Genomic DNA, 17,461 nt, shown 5'->3' with positions numbered 1-17,461 from the left:
CCAGTGCTCAAAGAAGAACGGCAACAAATCATTCTGGATATGCTTATCAAGGAAGGGAAGCTGGTGGCGGCCGAGCTCAGCAGTCGTCTGAATGTGTCCGAGGACACCGTGCGCCGCGATTTGCGGGAAATGGACAATGCGGGTCTGCTGCATCGGGTACACGGCGGTGCGCTGCCTTCATCCCCGACATTGGCCAGCTTCGGAGATCGCGAGCGGCTGGGTGCAGAAGCGAAGATGTCTCTGGCCCAAGGGGCTACTTCGCTGATTCGCAGCGGTCAGGTCATTCTTATGGATGGCAGCACAACTACGCTGCAAATCGCCAAAGCCATCCCAGCGCATATCTCTGCAACTGTGATCACGAACAGTCCTCCGGTAGCCGTGGAGCTTGCCGGGCATCCCGGGATTGAGGTTACGATGCTGGGCGGTAAGCTGTTCAAAGACTCCTTGGTGAATCTGGGTCCGGCTGCGATTCAGGAATTACAGCATATCCGTGCTGATCTGTGCTTCCTTGGAGTGTATTGCATTCACCCCGAGTTCGGTATCAGTCTGCCGCACAACGATGAAGCTTTTGTCAAAAGAGCTATGATCGAAGGCTCGTCGGAGGTAATTGCACTGGTAACGCCTGATAAGCTTGGAACCTCAGCGCCGTTCGTCGTCGCCCCAGCCTCGGCATTGACTTGCATGATTACGTCAAATGAGGTGCCGGAGAACATCCTCCTTCCATATAGGGAACAGGGAATAACCGTCATTCAGTACTAGCAAGACTGGGATACTGCGACACTCACAATCTCCAGATTGAACGTGCACCTATGGGTGCTCTATCTTAACCAAAAACGCCTGGCGGAGGCTGCAATCCACAAGGGATGCTGCTTCCGCCAGGCGTTTTCTATGTTTTATTCTGAACTGCGGCGAGTTTCCTGTTAAGAAAATCGCTGCTTCCGGGAACATCTCGTTCCTCCAGGCCGTGCATGATCAACGGCCCTTGGTATCCATATCTAAGCAGCAATTCTATATAGTGCTCATAATGTATCAGACCCTGTCCGGCCGCGCCAAAGCGGGTGCCGGCTTCATCCAGCACATCCTTGGCGTGAGCGAGAATAATGTCATGTCCGAGCAGATGGAAGGCTTCCTCCAGAACAGCCGAAAGTTCCTGTGGTCTTCCAGCCGGGTACAGATTGGCGGCATCCATAATGATTTTGAGCCGGGGAGATTGCATTTCGTCCAGCAGGCGGCGTGCTAGCGGGGCGGAAGCCACAACATTAGCCGGCTCAGGCTCGATGGCAAGCTGAACGTTATGCTGCTCGGCGAGCAGCAGCGCTTGCTCCAGAGCGGCTGTCAATGCACGCCAGGCTTCGGGCGAAGCGTTGCCCGGGTGATAGGCCCACATACTGCCAGCGTCCAGTGTGCCGGTACACAGTGTGATTACGGAAGTGCCCATGTCCTGGCACGCTGCGGCTAGCACGCCGAGAGAAGTCAGACCCTTTTCCCGTTCCAGCGGGTCGGGATGGATCATATTGAAGGTGCCGGATACGGCTGACATCCGTATTCCCCGTTGTTGAAGCTCTTGCCCGATCCTGCGCGCTGTGGCCTGAGAAAGTTCATCCGGCAAGGAGGGCAAGCCGGCACAGGACATGTTGAACTGGATTTCAGTGAAGCCGAAGCTGCGCACAGTATCGAGCACTTCTGGCAGGGTGGCTCGCTGAAAGGTTTTGGCGAATATCCCGGGATTCATTAGACGCCTCCAGTAACATCGGCCAGCAGGACACGTTCTCCGGCCTGGGCGGACCGGGCGATAGCGGCCATGCCTCGCATCGCGGCAATCCCATCCTGGATATCCGCTCCCTGAAGAGGGACTCCGTGGAGAATGGTGTCTGCGAACCCTTCGGTCTGCAGCTTATAGAAATGGGCATCTGCGCCCAGCGGGCGGCGGGTGACGCCATCCCTGGCAGAGAAGACCTCGACATCACTGGATTTGAACAGCCATGGATTATAGGTCTTGCCGGTGACGCTACCGTGCTCGCCATAGATCTGAAAGCCCTCGTGCCAATCCATGCGCACGGCAACGGTAAGATCGAGATGGCCCATGCTGCCATCGGCGAATTCCACGGCGACGAACCAGCAGTGGGCGCCGTATTTCTGCACATGTCTGGCTTGGACAGCCAGGAGCTCCCCGCCCAGATAGCGGGCGGTGTCCAGCAGATGGCTGCCATGTGTCAGCATGTAATAGCGCTGCTTGTCTTCCTTCGGATTGCCTTGCGGCTTCAGTGCTCCGCTGCCGGTTACAGGCAGCGGCATCACGTTATCCGTGACCGTATAACGGTAAGTGGAATCGCAGTACCAGGCTTTCAGCGCCAGCATCTGGCCCATTTCTTCACGGATGAACTTCCGGGCATAGGCAATGCCGGGGTCAAAACGTTTCATATGGCCGACCTGAAGCATTAGCCCGCTCTCCTCGGCTTGCCGCGCCAGCGCCTGACACTCCTCCACAGTCACGCCAAGCGGTTTTTCCACCAGCGCATGCTTGCCTGCAGCCAGCGCTTTAGCGGCCATAGGAACATGAAACTGATCGGCAATGCCAATGATTACGGCCTCCACCAGGGGATCGGCAAGCATTTCATCATAATTGTAATAGACCTTCCTAGGGGAATGGACAGTAGCCATGGCATCTGCCAGTTCTTGCGAGATATCGCAGATGGCGTATAGCTCTGTATTACGCCCTCTTCGACAAGCCTCGAAATGAGCAGCCTGGGAGATTGGTCCGCAGCCCAGTACCCCGATGCGCAACAGCCGTTCTTCTTTGATCATGAGAATTCCTCCTGATATTGGGAATAGTAGTTACTAAAAAGTATATGTGCAAAAACGTGCAATATCAATTAAAAAAACGCATCAATAACAGCGATCCATTTTGAAATAAAAACAATTATTGCTATACTAGTGAAATCTGCTATTTTCCAAGCGGAAAACAGGAATCGAAATCATGTTCAAGAGTTAGAGGGGATGTTATGTACAAGGAGAAAAACGGGCCGGTATACGCCCAGTTCTATATGGTATCAGGGCTGCTGCTGTTGAAGCTGCTGCTGCTGAGAGTGTTGTTTTTTGACAGGATCGCCTGGGAGTGGGTGGCCGCCGATGCCGCTCCGGTGCTGCTGCTGATGGGGGTGCTGGCTGTAGTGATCCCCCGGCGTCTGAAGTCTGGGGTCTTCTGGACATTCAACATTGTGCTGTCATTGTTGTTCTTCGCGAGTAGTGTGTATTTCAACCATTTTGGATCGGTACCCACCTATCTGGCTCTATACGAGCTGAATCAGGTATTCCAGATCAAGGAGAGCGTGGAGTCGACGATACAGATTATTGACTACCTGTTCTTTATAGATATCGTGGTGTATGCCCTCTACCGTGGGTTACGCAGATGGTTGCGGGGTTCTGCCTATTCACAGGAAAAATATGTCTCATCTCACGCCCGCAGAGTTCATCTGATCGTGCTTCTAGTATGCGTAATTGGTGGCGCCTGGTTGTCTGCCTATACAATCACGAATGCGAAAGGGATCACGAATGAATTGGTGCAGGCGGAGAGCGCCGGATTCATCAACTATGAGGTAGTGGCTGCGATCAAGGCTAATGCCGATAACGGTCTGATCGGAACCGGGGATATCAAGGAGACCGTCGGCAAAATTAAAGACCTGGAAGCTTCCTATCCTTACCGTGATCAACCGCTCGGGACGATCCCTGATCTGTTTGGCTCACAGAAAGGCCGCAATGTCATTGTGATTCAGATGGAAGCCTTTCAAAACTTTCCGCTGCATCAGTCGCTGAATGGTCAGGAACTGACGCCGGTACTGAACAAGCTTGCAGATGAAGGATTTTATTTTCCCCATGTCTATCAGCAAATTGGTCCGGGGAACACGTCCGATGCTGAATTCATGAGCAATACGTCCATTTATCCCATTGCTACATTGGCGATGTCGACCGGGTTTGGAGATCGGGAGCTGCCTAGCCTACCGCGCCTTCTGCACAGCAAGGGCTATGAAGCCTACACGTTTCATGTGAACAAGGTTGGTTTCTGGAATCGGAATGAGCTTTATCCGGCATTGGGTTTCAACGGTTACTATGACAAACAGAGTTTCAAGAATGATCACTTTAACGCCTTTGGTGCATCGGACGAGCAGTTGTACATCACCGGGGTGGAGAAGCTTGCTGAGCTAAAAGCTAAGGGAACACCTTTTTACGCACAAATGGTTACCGCCTCCAGTCACCACCCATTCAAGATTCCTGATGCCTTCAAAAAAATTAACGTCGAAGGTGATCTGAAGGACACCATGCTGGGCGACTACTTGACGGCAATCAATTACACAGACTACGCCATTGGTACGCTGATTGAAGGCCTGAAACAGAACGGACTGTGGGACAATACGGTGCTTGTTATGTACGGGGATCATTTCGGGCTGCAGCCGAAGGATGTCACGCCGGAGCAGGTGGAGCAGGCACTAGGGATCAAATATGACTCGAGGATCAGCCGCTTTAACATCCCGCTTATTGTTCGAGTTCCCGGTATGGAGCAGGGGCAAGTGATCAACCGTACCGGCGGACAGCTCGATATTATGCCGACGATCGCCAATCTGCTGGGTGTCTCTTTGGAGGGAGAGGGCTTTACCGCCTTTGGGCATGATCTTCTGAACATGGACCGCAATGTGGTAGGGATGCGCTACTATCTGCCGACAGGCTCATTTTTTAACGATGACATCATGTTCGTGCCTGGAAAAAGTTTTCAGGACGGCGAGGCCATCTCGCTGGATACACTGGAGCCGGTGACGGATTTCAGCAAATATGAGTCCGACTATGATTATATTCTTCAACTAATGGGCTTGTCTGATGAATATGTGAAGCTGCTTCCGCAGCGGTAAGGAGAGATTATGAGAAGATTAGGCCGTCCAGAGACGGTGGTGACGCTGGTCGGACTGGGGATTATTATTTCGCTGTTGTTCCTGGGTCATTTCATTGGAGTGGCTGACAACGGAGATTTCCTGCGCATGATGAGCACTACCGGTCTGAATTACTACGAGGCGAATGAAACGTATGCCGATCGTTTTTTCAGCTTTAGCCATTCCCGGTTCTCGTATGAAAATTTGTTCAAGGGCTTCTATCCATCCTCGCAAATCGTGCTGGTTCTGATTCCGCGGCTGCTCGGTGGACTGTTCCACGGAAGCTTCTTCGATATTCGTTTGCTGGGTGCAGTGTACGCTGTGTTATTGTTGGCGGCATCCTGGTTACTTGTAAAGCATAACGCCAAGGGCTCATATTTGACAGGGCTGTTGCTGGGTGCCGGTATTCTGTTTGTCTTTTATGATATCGGATATCTGGCGTATTTCAATTCGCTTTATGGTGAGCCGGTATCGCTGGTGTTTATGCTGCTGGCCTTCGCCCTGGGGTTAAAGCTGACAGCTATGGAAAGGCCGACAACCAAAGTGCTGACCTTGTTCTTCATCGCCGTCGTTTTTCTTACCTGTTCCAAAATCCAGAACGCGCCGATCGGGATTGCCTTCGCGCTTATTTTTCTACGGTTCTCCTTCCTTAAAGGGGAGGGGAACTGGCGAAAGCTGGCGCTGCGCTTCTCTGCCGCGATCTTCGTGGTATCGGTTGTTCTGTACGTGGCTGCGCCGAAGGATCTGAAGCATATCAACCTGTACCAGACGGTCTTCTTCGGGATTCTTAACGAATCGCCGGATGTGCGTGGTGATCTGCGCGACCTGGGATTGCCAGAGCGGCTGGAGGTGCTGGCAGGAACGAATTATTTTCAGAATGATACGGCTATCAAGCAAAATGACCCTTCGCTAGGGCCGGACTTCTACGACAGGGTATCCCATAAAGATGTGCTGTTCTTCTATCTTAAGCATCCAGATCGCCTGATTAAGAATATGGAATATGCAGCGGGCAACAGTATGGCCATCCGTCCGTACTACCTCGGGAATTACGAGAAGACGGAGAATAAACCAGCTGGAGCTTTATCCTACACCTACAGTACTTGGAGCCAATTCAAAAACAAACATATCCCGCATACGCTGACCTTCCTGTCTGTATTTTACGCGGTGTACTTCGCCGTGGCGCTGTTACAGTATTTCCGTGCCCGGGAAACCCGGAGCCGAATGGCGGGGGAACTGCTGATGCTGCTGGGGCTGATTGGCATCTTTTGCTTCCTGGTACCGATCCTGGGCGACGGTCGGGCCGATATCGGCAAGCATCTGTTCATGTTCAACGTGAGCTTCGACATGATGGTTGTTGTGATGTTCGGTTGGGTGCTGCACCGGCTGACCCGGCTGTGGAAGCGGAGATAAAGTTAAGTTTGTTCCTCGTAGTTTCCATTGCAAAGAGTAGTTTGTTGCACTGGAGTGCAAGGTCGTTAACAGGCGAATAGATTTATTGGAGACACTTTAAGAGGCATTGCCCTCTAAAGTGTCTTTTTGTTATACACCCGTTTTAGAAACTATTTATTTTGAGATTTTTGTGAGTCACTAGTTATACAATGATACTGTTCAGTTGTTTGTGGAGAGGGGACCGACTGGTGAGAACAATCAAATACAGCAAGGCTGTTGGCTTTGCTTTGTTTTTTGTAATAGCAATATCGCTATTAACCGCAATTTATTCCCATACGTTGCCTAACCGGATGGCGCCTTTGGCGAAGCAGGGGGTACTTGATCTGACCCAGTGGGATTTGCACAATAATGGCGTTATCAATCTGGATGGAGAGTGGGAGTTCTATAAAGACGAACTGCTCGAACCCAAAGATTTCGTGCAAGGGCGCGCAGAGAAGACTGCCTATCTGACCGTCCCGGGTACATGGCGGGGGGAGAGTGAGGATAGTGGGATTAGCCGTAAAGGCGCCGGAACGTATCGGCTTACCATTTTATTAAAGGATAAGGACGAAGTTCTCGGATTGAAAATACGGAGTGTCCGCATGGCCCACCGGCTGTTCATTAATGATGTGATGGAAGGCGGGAGCGGTACTCCTGCTATGGGTGTCGAAGGTTTCCAGCCGAGTAATACACCCTACACAGTCTTTTTTCATAGTGATACTGCCAAGCTTGAGATTCTTCTTCAAGTCTCTAACTTCAACTTTGTTACCGGGGGCATCGTGAACTCCATTCCATTCGGTACACAGGGACGAATTTCGGAAGTAAGCAGCATTCAGCTGGGGGCGGATATTGGCATTATCTTAATTCTGGCCATGTTCGGAGCTTATCATTTCAGCTTCTATTTTCTGGGGCGAAGAGAGAAGGCTTATCTGCTTAGCGGACTATATTTGCTGCTACAAGCCCTTCAGGACTCCCTATACGGTGAAAAGGTGTTTCAACGTTTCTTTCCGGACCTGCCGTTTAACTTCGTGTATAAGCTGCTGGAAATCAGCCAGTTTCTAGGTGCGATCATCATTTTTATGTTCTTTTGCAGTGTGGAGACCCGTCTGATGTCTGCGAAAAAGCTAAGGCTCCTCTTATTGCCCTTTGCGCTTTATCTCATAGCAGTTGTCACTTTGCCGTACAGTGTCCACATCAGTGTGAAATATTTTTTGGTGATCTATATGGCGTTTGCGGTGGCTGGACTTATCATCCGGATGATCTGCTTGTACATTCGCAATCAGCAGCCGTCCTCCGATCGGTCAGAACTGCTGCTCATTATTGTGGGGGCTTTCGCGCTCTTGGTGTTTCTGGTGGACTCAAGCCTTTATTCCGAGAATGTTATTACCAATGATCTGGTTGGCAAATGTGGGGTTGTCATCTTCATCGTCCTCATCAATATCATGCTGGCCTTACGATTCTCGAATGCCTATGCCAATATAGAGGTGTTATCACGCCGGTTGATGGTCTCTAATCAGTTAAAGGACGAATTCTTAATGAACACCTCGCATGAGCTTAAGACCCCTCTGCATGGCATTATGAATATGACCTCTTACTTGCTGGAGGATATGGAAGAGAATCTGCAGCCGAGCCAAAAGCAAAATCTATGGCTGATCAAGGATACGGCAACCAAGCTATCCATGCTCATTGAGGATCTTATTGATGTCAGCCGTCTGAAGCATGGGGAACTGCGTCTGCAAATGACAGTGGTGGATCTTCGTGTCGCTGCCCAGATTGTTATAGATGTGCTGCAGTTCGAGCTTGCAGGAAAAAAGGTAGAGCTGGAGAATCTGGTAGCCCACGATACCTGGGTTCTCGCTGATGAAAGCCGCTTACAGCAGGTGTTGTATAACCTCGTTCATAATGCGATTAAACATACAGAAGAAGGCGAGATCCGGATTACGTGCAGCCTTGCTGAGAACGTAGCTTCCATAGTGGTGGAGGATACGGGAACCGGCATTCCGCTGGACAAGCAGGAGACGATTTTCGAATATTTTGAACAGGTGGAGAAGCCGCTCCCCAAAGATGGCTACACAGGCATGGGCGTTGGGCTATATATCAGCCGCAAGCTGGTGGAGCGTATGGGTGGAGAGATTCGGGTGGAATGGTCCGAGTTGGGGCTAGGGACACGAATGCTTTTCACCATGCAAAAGATGCAGCGGATTCCAGGATATCGTGAATCAGCGGCAACTGCTGAAAATAAGAGATTGGCTCACACTGAGCTAATCTCATTGGATGATATCGATCCGAAACTTGCGAACACCATATTAATCGTCGATGACGAGGCCTCCAATATTCATAGTCTACTCCACATCCTCAGAAGGCATCACTACAATGTAATCACTGCATTCTCTGCCAGAGAAGCCTTGGACAAAATGAACATGTACCCGGATATCGACTTGGTGATTCTGGACGTCATGATGCCGGGAATTTCGGGCATTGAATTGTGCCGGACCTTGCGTACCAAGCATTCCATTCTGGAACTGCCGATTTTGTTCGCTACAGTCAAAGATTCGGCTTCAGACCTTGCGCTTGGGTTTAGGGCCGGGGCGAATGACTATGTCACCAAACCGTTTGATGTGGAGACGCTTATTGCCAGAATACAGACCTTAATAGCGATGAAAACGTCATTCGAGGAGGCGCTTCGTAATGAGCAGGCTTTTCATCAAGCGCAGATTAAGCCACATTTTCTATACAATGCACTAAGCAACGTTATTTCGTTCTGCTATACGGATGGAGAAAAGGCCGCTTATTTGTTGACTATGCTGAGCCAGTATATCCGCTTTATTCTGGACATGGACCGCTCTACCCTGGTTGTACCCTTGCATCGGGAACTGGAGCTCATTCATGCGTACGTTGAGATTGAGAAGGCAAGGTTTGGGGAGCGGTTTGATTACGTGCTTGAGGTGGACAAGGGGCTGGCGTATTTTGAAATCCCTGCTTTAAGTATTCAACCCTTCGTTGAGAATGCTATCCGGCACGGACTGTTTGAGAAGGAAGGACAAGGCAGAGTTAGTTTAACAGTGCAGGCAAGAGAAGAATATATCAAGATTACTGTCGAAGATGACGGGATCGGTATTCCGGATGATTTGCTGTACAAGCTGACCGGTGGGGAAAGAGAGGATGGGGGCATAGGCATTGCCAATGTCAGGCAGCGCGTAGAGCGGATTGCAGGTGCTGCTTTAAGTATCCATTCCAAGCCGGAGCAGGGAACGGTAGTCACAATCTATTTGCCTATAGAACAGGGATGAGCAGAAACGAGGGAGGACGAGCATGTTTCGTGCGGTAATTGTTGAGGATGAGCAGCCCATTCTTGAATTGATGAAGGTCATGATTAGTCGAGATCGCCATTTCATCATTGCCGGTGCATTCATCCATCCACTGGAGGCGCTGGAGCGGTTGCCGGAATTGAAGCCGGATGTGGTGTTTATAGATGTTGAAATGCCGAGGTTAAACGGGATCGAATTAGCCAACCGAATTTATGCGTTAATGCCGCAGACACAAATCGTATTCACAACAGCCTATAAGGACTATGCCCTGGAGGCGTTCGAGGTACAAGCCCTGGATTATATTCTCAAGCCTGTGACGCCAGAGTCAATTAATCGAGTGCAGGAGCGTCTGAATCACAAGCGTGTGCCTAATAACGAGAGTTTTCAGAAAAAGAGGGCGGCGATCCGCTGCTTTGGTGAATTTGAGATTCGGGATGCTATGGGAAAACCGCTACATTTTCGTACCCGAAGAGCAGAGGAGTTATTAGCATACTTCCTATGTCATCCGGCTACCTATATCAGCAAATGGAGGCTGCTTGACTTGCTTTGGCCGGAGATGACCGAAAAGCAGAGCTTGTCCAATTTTTACAATACGCTGTACCTCTTAAGGAAGATGCTAAGGGAAAATAACTTTGGTATGGAAATCAAGAAGCTCAATGACAGATACATGCTGGATATCGGTGATGTCGTTTACGATGTACTGGCGTTTGATCAGGCTAAAAGCAGTGAGAGCAAAGAGAAGCTCAACAAGGGGCAAGCAGAGCACCTTTGTTCCTTGTATCAGGGACCGCTGCTGGACAACAAGCCATATCTATGGAAAGCTGCCCTGGAAGAGGCATATTTTAAGCAGTACACCGTGCTGATTGGTGATCTCGTTGAACGGAGGATTGCTTCTGGGCACTGGGATCAGGCAGAGGATCTGCTGGAAGGCTACCTGTCTATGTATCCGCTACAAGAGAAAATGCATGTGCTTTTGATAGACATGTATGAACAACGCGGGAAAAAAGAAAAGATCAGCCGACTTCACCAACAATATTTGGAGGCTTACAGCCAGGAATTTGGAGCTGAAGCATTGGCAGAACTGAAATTGCAATAAGACGATCAGAGGTTGACCGTCAGTACCCAAGAAAGGAGCGATGGAATGGAAGAAGGAAGGACGTTTACTGTAGTCATTGTGGAAGATGAAAAGCCGATTCTGGAGTTGATGAAGGTAGTAGTAGGCAGGAATCCGCATTGTCACATTACCGGCGCGTTCAGCAATCCTATGGATGCTTTGACCAGCCTGCCCGATCTTCAGCCGGACATTGTGTTTCTGGATGTGGAGATGCCGAGGCTCTCCGGTCTGGAACTGGCTCGCAGGATTGATGCGTGCTGCGGAAATACGCGAATTGTATTTACAACAGCCTACAAGGAGTATGCGCTTGAGGCTTTCAATGTCTTCGCCTTTGATTATATTCTGAAGCCGGTTACCCCCGCTGCTATCGAGCGGATTACAGACCGGCTGATAAAAGACGCCGGGCGCTCAGCTTCGTCTGGGGCCATATCCACTTCCGTCCCGAAGGCCTTCATCCGCTGCTTCGGAGGCTTCGAGGTTCGGAACCCGAAGGGGGAGCTTATCCATTGGCCCGCACGGAAAACGGAAGAGCTGTTTGCTTATTTACTATGTTATCCCAATCAGGAATCCAATAAGTGGCATCTAATGAATGTGCTATGGCCAGATATGGATGAGGAGCGTGCGACACATAATCTGCACAATACAGTGTACCGCTTGAGGAAGCTGCTGAAGGAACAGGACATCGGCATGAATATTGTCAAAACCGGAGACGGATATTTTCTGGAGACCTTGCAGGTCTCCTATGACCTGCTGGAAATGCAGCGGAGCAGCCCTGCTTTGGCTGATGCTACGGAGGATGTGACCTCGCTGGAGACCTTATGCGATCTTTACCGGGGCAGCCTGCTCGATCGGAAGGATTACCTCTGGAAGGTAAAATTGGAGGAAGGCTGCGCCAAGCAGTACAAGGTACTACTCTATCAACTGGTACGGCGCCAAATGGCTAGAAAGGACTGGGCTCAGGCGGAGCAGCGCCTAGAAGCAGGCCTGTTGGTCTACCCGCTTGAGGAAGATATGCATCTGTTGTTGCTGGAGGTATATGCGGCAAGTGGCAAGCCGGAGCGTGTTGTGAAGCACTATGCAGGTTTTGAGGAGCAATACCGCAAAGAATTGGGACTCGGGCCACCACAGGAAATGAAGAGATGGGTGGATGCTTATTTGAGCGGCCAGTAACTGTGGCAGTCTTATAGTAGAATTCAGAAATACGAAATACCCCCTAGAGGAAGTTTCCGAGCTGACTTCCTCCAGGGGGTATTTCTTTACAAAAATGGCACTATCTCCGCAACTAACAGCATTTTTGTACCTTAATTTTATGAAATATAAATAAATAAGGCATATAAGTGCATTATCGTAGCTTATTTTTTAAGAAAGTACGCTGAAAGGCCTATTGTGGAAGAATTAACGTACAATTTTGCATTTAATTACCACTGAAGTTTAGCTGCAGAGTATTTAGAGTACAATAATGCCGTTAATTACACTTGGGGAAATATAAGCGGCTAGAAGTCCAGATACTCCACTGAAGTAACGATCAAGCCTTGCGTTTGGTTTATAAATTGAGATCTTAAGTACGTCTTACATAAGTTTGGATCTTAAGTTCGTCTTATATAACAATCTATCATTTCTCGCTTTAAGCCCCTCAGGAGCTTTTAAACTCTACCTGTCTAAAAAACTTACTCATCATCCACGAGCAGTTCCCGCAGCATTTTCTCGCGGTCATTCATGAATGCTTTGGTAACAGTGAAATGTTCAGTCTCCTCCAGCGTGACCTTGCGCATTCCCTCACTTTCCAACTGAAAGATATCCGCGCCGGGATAGGACATCAAAATCGGAGAGTGGGTCGCGATAATAAACTGCGAGTTCAGCTTCACCAGCTCATGCATCCGTGCTATTAGTGACATTTGGCGTACCGGAGAAAGTGCAGCTTCCGGCTCATCGAGGATGTAAAGGCCACGGCCGCCGAAGCGATGAACAAATGTAGCGAAAAAAGACTCGCCATGGGATTGCTCATGCAGTGACTTACCACCATACGAATCTTTGATCTGCGGCGAGGGAGCCTGTTGCTCGTCCAATTCATCTATATACGAAGCGACATTATAGTAGCTCTCCGCCCGCAGGAAGAACCCGTCTTTAGGACGCCGGACGCCGCGGGCAATTCTGAAAAACTCGTAGAGCGACGAATGCGAAGCACGGGTGTTGAACGAAAAGTTCAGGGTTCCACCTTCGGGATTAAAGCCCCAGGCAGAAGCGATACCTTCCAGCAGTGTTGATTTTCCCGTCCCGTTTTCCCCTACCAGAAAGGTAACTTGTTTCTCAAACACAAGACGCTCCAGATCACGTACGGCTGGCAAATTGAAGGGGTAAGAGCCGAAAGAGGGAACTTTATCCCGCAGCAGCTCCGCGTGTCGTAAATACAGCGTGGTATTGGCGTTATACATGCATGATTACCTCCCCATAGGTCGAATCAGGCGGCAGCACAGTATTTCTCCCGAACCTGATAATCCCTTTATTATAGCAGTTTGGCAGGAGTGGATACATTCTGCATTGGTGTGTGCCAAGCCGGGCGAAAGACAGGGGGCATCTGCCAATTTATGCGTGCTACAGACAGATGTCCATGAGGCGGGTGCTGACTCCGCATATAGTACACTGTCTTGAGAATACGACAGGGCAGGGTGAAGGCCGTGACAGCTAAAATTAGAAAGGCGCATAACCCCGAATACCTCGATGGTTACCACGAGGGATACCGTCTAGGGTTATGCCAGGCCGTGCAAGGCTTAAACCCGCCGAAAGCGGAGGCATGCCGGCCATTTAAACTCATGTATGTACCTCAGGGTTTCGAAGCCATTGATACCGGTGTGAAGGAAGCTTTGCAGCAGCTCGTCAGCGAATTGGTGGTTAGTACGCCTGAAGCTATGTATGAAACCGCCGTTCGGGAACGACCGGAAGCGGTGCTTGTCATGAACGGGCTGCATGTGTTTCCGGAGAACCATCTGGAACAGATTGCTGCCATACGGGGGCTGGGCATTACAGCGGCGATCTGGTTCGTGGATGATCCTTATTTTACAGAGGACACCGCGGTCATTTGGCGGCATTACGACCATGTCTTTACGCATGAACTGGGTGCTGTGGAATTTTATCGTTCCTTTGGAGCGGCATCTGTACATTATGTGCCCTTGTGTGTGAACACCGGCATGTTCCATCCCCGCCGCACCGGGCCTCAGTACAAATACGATATCGTATTCATCGGTAATGCCTTCCGCAACCGGACAGAACTGTTCGACCAGTTGGCTCCTTATCTGAGCACGAAGAAGGTATTGATTGCAGGAGGATTCTGGGAACGGCTGGGCCGTTATGATCAATTGGCCCCGTTCATTAGGGACGGGTTTATCCCACCCGCAGAAACTGCAAATTATTACAGTGGTGCTAAACTTGTCATCAATATTCACCGACCGTGGGAGAACGGACAGGATAATCGCAATACCCATCAGCTTCCTTCCCGGTCTATCAATCCGCGCACCTATGAGATCAGTGCCTGCGGAACGATGCAACTGACGGATGTCCGGGAGGATCTGGGGCGCTTTTATAGCCCTGGCTATGACATTGAAACGTTCAGTTCCGCAGAGGAACTGAAACGAAAGATGGACTATTATCTGCATCATGAAGAAGAACGCCGCCAAATTGCGTTACGCGGACTGCATACCACGCTGCGAAATCATACGTTTACTGCCCGCCTGCCGCAACTGCTGGATGTCATTGCCCCGCGAAAATAAATCTAGTTATGAATAAAGGAGCGAGAAGCTGATGAGCAATAATTTTGTACTCCCTACCCCCCCGCTGCCTCTTACACCTTCGGAAAAAGAAAAACTGCGGGGACGGTTAACCGGCTTCAAGACAGGGCATGACGAAGGGTATCTGCGAGGCCGGCTGGCAATTCTCCACGGTAGACCGGAGGAACCGCTTCCTGTGCGCGATATTCACGTTATGTATGTAGCCTCAGGCAAGGGTTATCCTTACTCTCCTCTGGACGAAGCCGTAGTTGCGGCTCTGCAAAAGCTGGCCACCCGGGTAACAGTGACAGATGTTCGTCAGAACTTGGTGGAGCTGGCAGGGGCAAATCACCCGGATCTGGTGTTAGTCTTGGACGGCATGGACCTGCCACTGGAGCAGATTAACGTGCTGAGAGGCTACGGTATCCGCACGGCCATCTGGCTCACAGATGATCCTTATTACACGGACTTTACTTTGAAAATCGTACTGCATTACGACTACGTATTTACTTTGGAGCGCAATTGCATTGATTTCTACAAAGGACTGGGCTGCCAGCAGGTTCATTATCTGCCATTCGCTGTCCACCGGGAGCATTATCATCCGACCACGACACGCTCACCGATCCAGCGCGATATCAGCTTTATCGGCTCCGCTTACTGGAACCGGGTCAACTTCTTCCGTGAACTCCTGCCTGATTTAATGAAGTACAACACGGTCATCAACGGAATCTGGTGGGACCGTTTGCCGGAGGCTCCGCAGTATGGCGATCGGATTGAGATCGGGAAGTGGATGTCCCCGCAGGAAACAGCGCTTACTTACAGCGGCTCCAAAATCGTCATCAACCTGCATCGATCACATATCGATGAGGATGTCAACAACAATTCACTGGGTATTACGGCCGTTTCTCCGAACCCGCGCACCTTTGAAATTTCCGCAAGTGGTACGCTGCAGCTCTGCGATGCCAGGGATGACATGGGGAACTTTTATAAGCCGGGTGAAGAGATCGAGACCTTCGCCAGCCCGCGGGAAATGATGGACAAAATTCGCTTCTACCTTACGCATGAAGAAGAGCGCCGCGAAATTGTACTCCGTGCCTATGAGCGGACGCTGAAGGAGCACACGTACACCAAACGTCTAAATCAATTGCTGACTATTATCTATGGCTGAGCGAAGTCAGGCGAAGGACAGGAATGTGCTTTTGCCGGGTGAACAAATGCCGGTGCCGGGAGTAGATTTTTATCAATATACTGAATCACCGGATTCAGCATTTGCCTCTGAAGGAATAGCCTGGCTGATGGATATTGTTGTACAGGGAAGGGCCCGGTCAATGGAAGAACGTTGGCCGGACTCCGGATAACTTTTAGGAGGTGAATGGCCGCTCCCAGCCTTGGGTAAAGGAGCGCCAAGACGCCATGGCCGACAAAGCTACAATCGTCCTTTTTTCTCATGTCTCCAATACACGAAGCATTACCGGTGCGGAGAAGCTGCTGCTCTTCTTCGGCCGTGAGCTGTCCCGTTTTTTTGACTGCATCCTGGTTGCGCCGCATGAAGGGAAGTTGACCAGGCAGGCTCGGAGCTTTGGGCTGAACGTACAGCTTATGCCGATCCCTCTTTTGTATGGAATGTACACTCCGTATGCAGGCCTTCCAGCCGATGCCCGTCAGCTGCAGGAGAGCAGAGAATATCGGGAGCTAACCGACTGGCTGGTCGTTCTGCGTCCGGCTTTTATCATCACCAGCACCTGTGTGCATGTACTCCCGGCCATGGCCGCCAAGTCGCTAGGCATTCCCGTAGTATGGAAAATCTCGGAGGCCATAACGGACAATGAATATACAGGAATCAGTGTCGATCTGATACACCGCAACAGTGACGAGATCCTGGCTATCTCGCATACGGCGGCAGCCTGTTTTCCCCACGAGATGATGGTCGACAAGGTCACGCTGCTTCCCCCGTCATGGAATGATGAGGAGATGATGGCAGCATCCTGGAGCAAGCTGCGGGGCGAACGGAGACTGGAGCTGCGGGTACAGCCGCACCAGAAGCTGGTCGGCTATATATCTTCCTTCATTAATAAGGAAAAGGGACTGGAACATTTCGTAGATATGGCGGTAATCGTAGCGGCCGCACAACGGGATGCCAAGTTTCTCGTCATCGGGACACCAGGGGATAAGAGCTTCTATGACCGCTGTGTCCGTAAGGTGAAAATGGAGGGCCTTCACTCCCGCTTCCAATTTGTTGGCTATGAGAATTGCCTGCCGGCAGCTTATTGTGCGATGGATGTACTCGTTGTACCCAGTCTCATCCGTGAGGGCTTCGGGATGACAGCCCTGGAGGGAATGTCCTTCGGTAAACCTGTCGTGGCCTATGCTTCCGGAGGACTGCAGGAGATTCTGCAAGCTGGGGGCTGTGGTGATTATCTGGTCCCGGTAGAGAATACCGTGGCACTGGCTGATGCGGTAAAAGCGCTGTTGGCGGAGCCTGGTCATGCCGCCGCCATAGGGAGCAGGGCGCGCGAGCTGGCCGAGGCCGCCTATGGCCCGGCGGCGTACCGCATGCGCCTGCATGGACTCGCGGAGAGGTGGAACCTCCGCTATTGCAGTTCGCCGCCGGCTGCGATCCCCGTCGCAGCGGTGCCTCCGCCCGGACCTGCAGTCCCGGGCGAAAGCGAGCCTCCCGCCGCCGCCGAGCCGCGGCGGGGAACTTCGCGCCGCGCGTCCCGGCTGCGGCGCAACAAGATCCGGCGCGGCCGTCTGCGCCGCGCCAAGGACCGGGCGCGCCGGCGAGGGCGCCCGTCCGCCATTCGCCGCGCGTCCCGCAAGCGGCGGTCAAAACCCGCCGCCCGGCGGAAGCGGTCCGGCGGCAAGCGTCCCGGCGGCAAACGCCGCAGCAGCGCCCGCCGGACCAAGGGCCGCCGCAAGGCGGCGTAGGCC

Annotated in this window: 13 protein-coding genes; 10 read left to right on the top strand and 3 right to left on the bottom strand. The window is 51.2% G+C overall.

Annotated features, from left to right (window positions below; genetic code table 11):
* Nucleotides 1-3 precede the first annotated feature (3 nt).
* The gene (locus tag ACFRAM_RS25410; RefSeq protein ID WP_379469363.1) at nt 4-759 is read left to right on the top strand and encodes a DeoR/GlpR family DNA-binding transcription regulator; all 756 of its coding nucleotides are present in this window, start codon (nt 4-6) and stop codon (nt 757-759) included.
* 127 nt (nt 760-886) lie between these two features.
* Here ACFRAM_RS25410 and ACFRAM_RS25405 read toward each other — a convergent pair whose 3' ends face one another.
* Together ACFRAM_RS25405 and ACFRAM_RS25400 are read right to left on the bottom strand one after the other, a co-directional pair.
* Nucleotides 887-1,732, bottom strand: coding sequence for a sugar phosphate isomerase/epimerase family protein (locus tag ACFRAM_RS25405; RefSeq protein WP_379469361.1), 846 nt, complete (start codon nt 1,730-1,732; stop codon nt 887-889).
* Nucleotides 1,732-2,805, bottom strand: a complete 1,074-nt coding sequence (locus ACFRAM_RS25400; protein ID WP_379469359.1) for a Gfo/Idh/MocA family protein — start codon at nt 2,803-2,805, stop codon at nt 1,732-1,734. Before ACFRAM_RS25400 ends, ACFRAM_RS25405 begins: the two co-directional genes overlap by 1 nt.
* Before the next feature lie 197 nt (nt 2,806-3,002).
* On the opposite strand from ACFRAM_RS25400, the gene ACFRAM_RS25395 reads away from it, so the two are divergent.
* The 5 genes from ACFRAM_RS25395 (at nt 3,003) to ACFRAM_RS25375 (ending at nt 11,939) form a co-directional block, all read left to right on the top strand.
* Nucleotides 3,003-4,901 (top strand): LTA synthase family protein, encoded by a 1,899-nt coding sequence (locus tag ACFRAM_RS25395; protein WP_379469357.1) that lies wholly within the window; start codon nt 3,003-3,005, stop codon nt 4,899-4,901.
* A gap of 9 nt (nt 4,902-4,910) precedes the next feature.
* On the top strand, nt 4,911-6,329 hold the full coding sequence (wsfD, locus tag ACFRAM_RS25390; protein WP_379469354.1) for a glycan biosynthesis hexose transferase WsfD: 1,419 nt from the start codon (nt 4,911-4,913) through the stop codon (nt 6,327-6,329).
* A gap of 227 nt (nt 6,330-6,556) precedes the next feature.
* The gene (locus tag ACFRAM_RS25385; RefSeq protein ID WP_379469352.1) at nt 6,557-9,637 is read left to right on the top strand and encodes an ATP-binding protein; all 3,081 of its coding nucleotides are present in this window, start codon (nt 6,557-6,559) and stop codon (nt 9,635-9,637) included.
* 22 nt (nt 9,638-9,659) lie between these two features.
* On the top strand, nt 9,660-10,751 hold the full coding sequence (locus ACFRAM_RS25380) for a response regulator (protein ID WP_379469350.1): 1,092 nt from the start codon (nt 9,660-9,662) through the stop codon (nt 10,749-10,751).
* Between the two features lie 45 nt (nt 10,752-10,796).
* A complete protein-coding gene (locus tag ACFRAM_RS25375) occupies nt 10,797-11,939 on the top strand; it encodes a response regulator (RefSeq protein ID WP_379469348.1) in 1,143 nt (380 codons plus the stop codon).
* 497 nt (nt 11,940-12,436) lie between these two features.
* Here ACFRAM_RS25375 and ACFRAM_RS25370 read toward each other — a convergent pair whose 3' ends face one another.
* Nucleotides 12,437-13,201: an AAA family ATPase gene (locus ACFRAM_RS25370; protein WP_379469347.1), complete on the bottom strand. Its 765-nt coding sequence runs from the start codon at nt 13,199-13,201 to the stop codon at nt 12,437-12,439.
* Between the two features lie 243 nt (nt 13,202-13,444).
* Here ACFRAM_RS25370 and ACFRAM_RS25365 point away from each other — a divergent pair, with 243 nt between their 5' ends.
* Genes ACFRAM_RS25365 through ACFRAM_RS25350 form a run of 4 tightly spaced genes read left to right on the top strand, consistent with a single transcriptional unit; the run spans nt 13,445 to nt 17,458 of the window.
* Entirely contained in the window at nt 13,445-14,533 is a 1,089-nt protein-coding gene (locus ACFRAM_RS25365; RefSeq protein WP_379469345.1) for a CgeB family protein, read from the top strand.
* Nucleotides 14,534-14,564: 31 nt separating this feature from the next.
* Nucleotides 14,565-15,698, top strand: coding sequence for a CgeB family protein (locus ACFRAM_RS25360; protein ID WP_379469343.1), 1,134 nt, complete (start codon nt 14,565-14,567; stop codon nt 15,696-15,698).
* Nucleotides 15,691-15,888, top strand: a complete 198-nt coding sequence (locus ACFRAM_RS25355; protein ID WP_379469341.1) for a hypothetical protein — start codon at nt 15,691-15,693, stop codon at nt 15,886-15,888. The genes ACFRAM_RS25360 and ACFRAM_RS25355 overlap by 8 nt, the downstream gene beginning before the upstream one ends.
* Before the next feature lie 55 nt (nt 15,889-15,943).
* Nucleotides 15,944-17,458, top strand: coding sequence for a glycosyltransferase (locus ACFRAM_RS25350; RefSeq protein WP_379469339.1), 1,515 nt, complete (start codon nt 15,944-15,946; stop codon nt 17,456-17,458).
* The last annotated feature ends 3 nt before the right edge of the window (nt 17,459-17,461 follow it).

The sequence above is a fragment of the Paenibacillus sp. NPDC056722 genome, assembly GCF_042790635.1.
GTDB lineage: Bacteria > Bacillota > Bacilli > Paenibacillales > Paenibacillaceae > Paenibacillus_AQ > Paenibacillus_AQ agri.
This window is presented reverse-complemented; position numbering and strand designations above follow the sequence as displayed.